This window comes from Pseudomonas kairouanensis (assembly GCF_004682055.1).
In the GTDB taxonomy this organism is placed as follows: Bacteria; Pseudomonadota; Gammaproteobacteria; order Pseudomonadales; family Pseudomonadaceae; genus Aquipseudomonas; species Aquipseudomonas kairouanensis.
Genome location: NZ_QUZU01000092.1, coordinates 1 through 5,499, shown reverse-complemented (window position 1 = coordinate 5,499; position 5,499 = coordinate 1). Strand labels below are relative to the sequence as shown.

The 5,499-nt window shown below is 61.0% G+C and carries 5 protein-coding genes; 2 read left to right on the top strand and 3 right to left on the bottom strand.

Annotation, left to right across the window (positions count from 1 at the left end; genetic code table 11):
• Positions 1-4: 4 nt before the first annotated feature.
• From DYL59_RS31150 to DYL59_RS31140, 3 genes are all read right to left on the bottom strand, one after another.
• A complete protein-coding gene (locus tag DYL59_RS31150; protein WP_135292621.1) occupies positions 5-970 on the bottom strand; it encodes an L-carnitine dehydrogenase in 966 nt (321 codons plus the stop codon).
• 163 nt (positions 971-1,133) lie between these two features.
• Positions 1,134-2,021, bottom strand: a complete 888-nt coding sequence (cdhC, locus tag DYL59_RS31145; protein WP_135292620.1) for a 3-dehydrocarnitine:acetyl-CoA trimethylamine transferase CdhC — start codon at positions 2,019-2,021, stop codon at positions 1,134-1,136.
• A 73-nt stretch (positions 2,022-2,094) separates the two neighbouring features.
• Complete coding sequence (locus tag DYL59_RS31140) at positions 2,095-3,027, bottom strand: choline ABC transporter substrate-binding protein (protein WP_135292619.1); 933 nt, start codon at positions 3,025-3,027, stop codon at positions 2,095-2,097.
• Positions 3,028-3,220: 193 nt separating this feature from the next.
• On the opposite strand from DYL59_RS31140, the gene DYL59_RS31135 reads away from it, so the two are divergent.
• Entirely contained in the window at positions 3,221-4,165 is a 945-nt protein-coding gene (locus DYL59_RS31135) for a GlxA family transcriptional regulator (RefSeq protein WP_167496745.1), read from the top strand.
• Between the two features lie 68 nt (positions 4,166-4,233).
• Entirely contained in the window at positions 4,234-5,412 is a 1,179-nt protein-coding gene (locus DYL59_RS31130) for an AAA family ATPase (RefSeq protein WP_135292617.1), read from the top strand.
• The last annotated feature ends 87 nt before the right edge of the window (positions 5,413-5,499 follow it).

Genomic DNA, 5,499 nt, shown 5'->3' with positions numbered 1-5,499 from the left:
GGGGTTATTCGGCGAAACTCATGCCGTGTTTTTCCTTGGTGGTCTTCACGGCCTCCAACACCGCCAACAGGCAATCATCACGATAGCGCTCCAGCGCCGAAATGCTGTGTGTGCCCAGTTGAACGCTGGTGCCGTCGACTACATCGTCAATCAGCTTGTCCGTCAGCTCCGGCGCTGGCAGATACGTCCAAGGCAACTGCAATGCCGGACCAAACTGCGCCATGAAATGCCGCATGCCCGCATCGCCACCTGCCAGGGTGTAGGTCAGGAAAGTGCCCATGAACGACCAGCGCAACCCTGCGCCAAAGCGGATTGCATCGTCGATTTCGCCGGTGGTCGCTACGCCGTCATTGACCAGGTGCAATGCCTCACGCCATAGGGCTTCGAGCAGGCGGTCGGCGATAAACCCCGGGACTTCCTTGCGCACATGCAAGGGGCGCATGCCGAGGGACTCGTACACCTTGATTGCGGCTTGAATAGCGTCGGGTGCGGTGTTCTTGCCGCCGACCACTTCCACCAATGGCAGCAAGTAGACAGGGTTGAACGGGTGACCGACCACGCAGCGTTCAGGATGGGTTGAGCTCTCGTAGAACTCACTGGGCAGCAGGCCCGAAGTGCTTGAGCCGATCAACGCATTGGGCTTGGCCGCGGCGCTGATCTTGCTGTGCAATTCCAGTTTCAGTTCAAGGCGTTCCGGGGCACTTTCCTGGATGAAGTCGGCGTCTTTTACGCACTCTTCAATGGTGGCGACAAAGCGCAGGCGGTCTTGGGAGGCGCCGGGTGCCAGGCCCTGCTTCTCAAGCGCGCCCCAGGCGTTGGCGACGCGTTTGCGCAGCGCGGCTTCGGCGCCGGGGGCGGGGTCCCAGGCGATCACATCCAGGCCGTGGGCGAGGGCGCGGGACACCCAGCCGCTGCCGATGACACCGCTGCCCAGGGCGGCGAAGGTTTTGATTTCGGTGATAAAACTCATTGGCGACAATCCTGAAGAGTTCGGTGATCAACTGTGGGAATCAAGATCTAAATGTGGGAGCGGGCTTGCTCGCGAAAGCGGTGTGTCAGTTGATGTATTCGGTGACTGATCCACCGCTTTCGCGAGCAAGCCCGCTCCCACAGGGTTTTGTGGTGTTTGGGGGTTACCCGCGTTTAGTCAGGCCCATTTTTATGCGCCCCTCAGCGGGGGTTAGTACGCGCGCGCCCAAGCGACTGAGAATCTCGCTGGCCCGCTCCACCAACTGCCCATTGGTGGCCAGCACGCCCTTGTCCAACCACAAGTTGTCTTCCAACCCCACCCGCACGTTGCCCCCCAGCAGCACGGCCTGCGCCGCCATCGGCATCTGCATGCGGCCAATCCCAAAGCCGGCCCACACCGCATCGGCGGGCAGGTTGTCGACCATGGCTTTCATGGTGGTGGTGTCGGCCGGCGCGCCCCAAGGGATGCCCAGGCACAGTTGGAACAACGGGTTATCCAGCAGGCCTTCCTTGATCATCTGCTTGGCGAACCACAGGTGGCCGGTGTCGAAAATCTCCAGTTCAGCCTTTACGCCCAGTTCCTGGATACGTTTGGCACCCGCCCGCAACTGGGCCGGGGTGGACACGTAAATGGTGTCGCCATCACCGAAGTTGAGCGTGCCGCAGTCCAGGGTGCAGATTTCCGGCAGCAGTTCCTCGACGTGGGCCAGGCGAGTCAGTGGGCCGACCAGGTCAGTGTTGGGGCCGAACTCCATCGGGTTTTCGCCGCTGCCGATCTCCAGGTCGCCGCCCATGCCGGCGGTGAGGTTGACGATGATGTCGATGTCGGCCTCACGGATGCGCTCCATCACCTCGCGGTACAGGGCGACGTCGCGGCTGAACTTGCCGGTTTCAGGATCACGTACGTGGCAGTGCACAACCGTGGCGCCGGCCTTGGCGGCTTCCACGGCGGCGGCGGCGATTTGTTTGGGGGTGACCGGCACATGCGGGCTGCGGCTGGTCGTGTCGCCAGCACCGGTGAGTGCGCAGGTGATGATGACGTCGTGGTTCATGGGGCAGTTCCTTACAGGCGTGGTGGTGCCGTTCGCAGCCGGTGTTGGCTGCGAAGCGGTGATGGAAAGTCAGTTACTTGCTGGTCAATTGCAGGTTGGTGGCAGCGGGCTTGCCGTCGAAGGTGGTCACGCCTTCGAGCCAGCGCTGCTGGTCTTGGGGGTGATCCTTGAGCCACTGCTTGGCGGACTCGATGGCGTCCTTGTGGTCCAGCAGCGGCTGCATCATCCGGCTCTCGTCGGCGGCGGTGAAGGTGAGGTTGGTCAGCAGCTTGTGCACGTTGGGGCACTGCTCGGCGTAGTTCGGTGCGGTGACGCTCCACACGGTGGCCATGCCTTCGTTCGGGCCCAGGGCGTCTTCGCTGCCGCTGAGGTAAGTCATGGCGACGTTGACGTTCATCGGGTGCGGCGCCCAGCCGAAGAACACCACGGCCTCCTTGCGGCGTACCGCGCGGTCAACGGCGGCGAGCATGCCGGCTTCGCTGGACTCCACCAACTGGAACTTACCCAGGCCAAACTGGTTCTTGGCGATCATCGCCTTGATCTGCGTATTGGCCCCCGAGCCCGGCTCGATGCCATAGATCTTGCCGCCCAGTTCTTTGTCGAACTTGGCGATATCGGCGAAGGTTTTCAGGCCTTTGTCCGCGAGATAGGTCGGTACGGCGAGGGTGGCGCGCGCATCTTCCAGGCTCGGTTTGTCGAGCACCTTGACCTGTTTGGCATCGACGAACGGCGTGATGGTCTGGGTCATCAGTGGGTTCCAGTAGCCCAGGAACAGGTCCAGGCGCTGGTCACGGATGCCGGCGAAGATGATCTGCTGGGAGGCGCTGGTCTGTTTGGTCTTGTAGCCGAGGCCGTCGAGCAGCACTTGGGTCATGGCGCTGGTGGCGATCACGTCGGTCCAGTTCACCACGCCCATGCGCACGTTCTGGCAGGACGCCGCGTCGGCGGCCATCACGTTGGTGCTCAAGATGGCGCTGGCGCTGAGTGCGAGCATCAGTCGTTTCATGGTGGTTCCCTCGGCAGGTCGTTATTGTGGGTTCCGGCGTCTTTGCGCACCGTGACGCCACGTTACGCAAGCTTAGGGGCGATAAAACGCACGGCGGCGACCGGCTCTTGCACTGGAGCGACCTGTGCCCTTGAAACCACCCGCGAACGGGAGTATCACAGTGCCACGCTGCCCGCCCCACGAGAGCGCCACCATGTCCCAGGATTTCTACTTTTTGCTGATGCCAGGCTTCTCGGCCATTGGCTTTATCTCCGCGCTGGAGCCATTGCGGGTGGCCAACCGCTTTCGTGGCGAGTTGTACCGCTGGCATGTGCTGAGCGCCGATGGTGGCGCGGTATTGGCGAGCAATGGCATGTCGGTGAATGCCGACGCGGCGCTGGAACCGCTGAAGAAGGGCGCGACGTTGCTGGTGGTCGCAGGTTTTGAACCGTTGCAGTTCGCCACGCCCGCGCTGGAACATTGGCTGCGGCGCCTCGACCACGACGGCGTCACCCTCGGCGCGATCGATACTGGCGCCTGCGTACTCGCCGAAGCGGGCCTGCTCGACGGTCACCGCCTGACCCTGCACTGGGAAGCCATCGACGCTTTCAAGGAATCTTATCCACAACTCACCGTGACTCAGGAGTTGTTCGAAATCGACCGCCGCCGCATCACCTGCGCCGGTGGCACTGCCTCCATCGACCTGATGCTCGACCTCATCGCCCAGGCCCACGGCCCGGAGCTTGCGATTCAGGTCTCCGAGCAATTCGTGCTCGGCCGCATCCGCCCACGCAAAGACCACCAGCGCATGCAGATCGCCACGCGCTACGGCATCAACAACAAGAAACTGGTGCACGTTATCGGCGAAATGGAACAACACACCGAACCGCCCCTGACCACCCTGGCCCTGGCCGAGTCGATCAAAGTCACGCGCCGCCAGTTGGAGCGCCTGTTTCGCCTGCACCTGAACGACACCCCGAGCAACTTCTACCTCGGCCTGCGCCTGGAAAAAGCCCGGCAGCTGTTGCGCCAGAGCGACATGAGCGTGCTGGAAGTGAGCATTGCGTGCGGGTTTGAGTCGCCGTCGTATTTCACCCGAAGCTACCGGGCGCGGTTTGCGAAATGTCCGAGGGAGGATCGGCGACGGGAGGTGGTTTGACGGCCAATTATAGTCAATTATACTCGCGACTATAATTTATAGTCCTTTCAATAATTGAGTATAAAACCATGTCCAAGCACAGCGGCTTCGTATTTCGCCGCCCCACCCTGGCAAGCAGCATCGCCGACGGTTTGGTGGGGGCTGGTATCCAGGATTTCACCTCCGGCCTGTTTCTCGCGGCGCCGCGTCGCACGGGCAAAAGTACTTTTCTGCGTGAAGACCTGATCCCGGAGTGTCAACTTCGGGGCTGGATGACCGTGTATGTCGATCTGTGGGCCGACAAAGAGAAAGATCCAGCCGAGTTGATTGCCAGTGCCATTGCCGCCGCCCTGGTTCCCTATGAAAAGGGCATTCGCAAGCTTGCCAAGAACATCGGGATCGAGAAGTTAAGCTTTTTACGAACACTGTCCTGGGACTTCACCAAGCCACAATTGCCGGTCGGTGCAACGCTGACCCAGGCGCTGGAACTGCTCCATAGCGCGGCAGAGAAACCTGTTGTGCTGGTGATTGACGAGGCGCAGCACGCGCTAACCAGCGAGTCAGGGATCAATGCGATGTTTGCGCTGAAGGCCGCCCGAGACCAGCTCAATCAAGGTCGTGACGAGGACGGCAGCGGGTTGCATTTGGTGTTCACCGGCTCGAATCGCGACAAGCTGGCCCATTTGGTATTAGGCAAAAGCCAGCCGTTCTTTGGCTCCAGCATCACCGCGTTTCCGCTGCTGGGCAGAGAGTTTACCCAAGCGTACACGGTGTATATCAACGCACTTTTGGCCGACACCAATCAGTTCAACGCTGCTGACATTGATGATGTCTTTGAGTTGGTGGGCCGTCGCCCGGAGATGCTACGAACGATCATCGGTGAAGTGGCGCTTGAGTTGGGTGGGGCGAGTCATCTGGGTCAGTTGCTGCACAGCCGCGCAGAAATGCTACGCGCCGGGGTGTGGACCGAATTCGAAAGTGCCTGGAACGCCCTGACCATCCCCCAGCGTGCGGTGCTGGAAGTGATGGTGGAACGTTCGCAAAGCGACGAACCCTTCGCCCCCTTTACGGACAGCACCCTCGCAGCGGTGAGCAAGAAACTGGAACAGATGGGCAGTGACGTGGTGCCGGGTACGCAGACTATCCAAGCCTGCATCGATGCCTTGCGCGACAAGGAGCTGGTATGGAAGTCGAGCCGGGGAGGTTATGCCCTGGAGGACAAATCCTTTGGCGAGTGGCTGCTGCACAAGCGCCAGACATCTATCTAAAAGACAACGCAGGCTAAAGGTGGGAGCGGGCTTGCTCGCGAAAGCGGTGTGTCAGTTTTAGATGTACTGACTGACACACCGCATTCG

Coding starts and splice junctions, on each gene's coding strand:
- DYL59_RS31150 (WP_135292621.1), bottom strand. CDS start 970: ATGAGTTTTATCACCGAAATCAAAACCTTCGCCGCCCTGGGCAGCGGT.
- DYL59_RS31135 (WP_167496745.1), top strand. CDS start 3,221: ATGTCCCAGGATTTCTACTTTTTGCTGATGCCAGGCTTCTCGGCCATT.
- cdhC (WP_135292620.1), bottom strand. CDS start 2,021: ATGAACCACGACGTCATCATCACCTGCGCACTCACCGGTGCTGGCGAC.
- DYL59_RS31140 (WP_135292619.1), bottom strand. CDS start 3,027: ATGAAACGACTGATGCTCGCACTCAGCGCCAGCGCCATCTTGAGCACC.
- DYL59_RS31130 (WP_135292617.1), top strand. CDS start 4,234: ATGTCCAAGCACAGCGGCTTCGTATTTCGCCGCCCCACCCTGGCAAGC.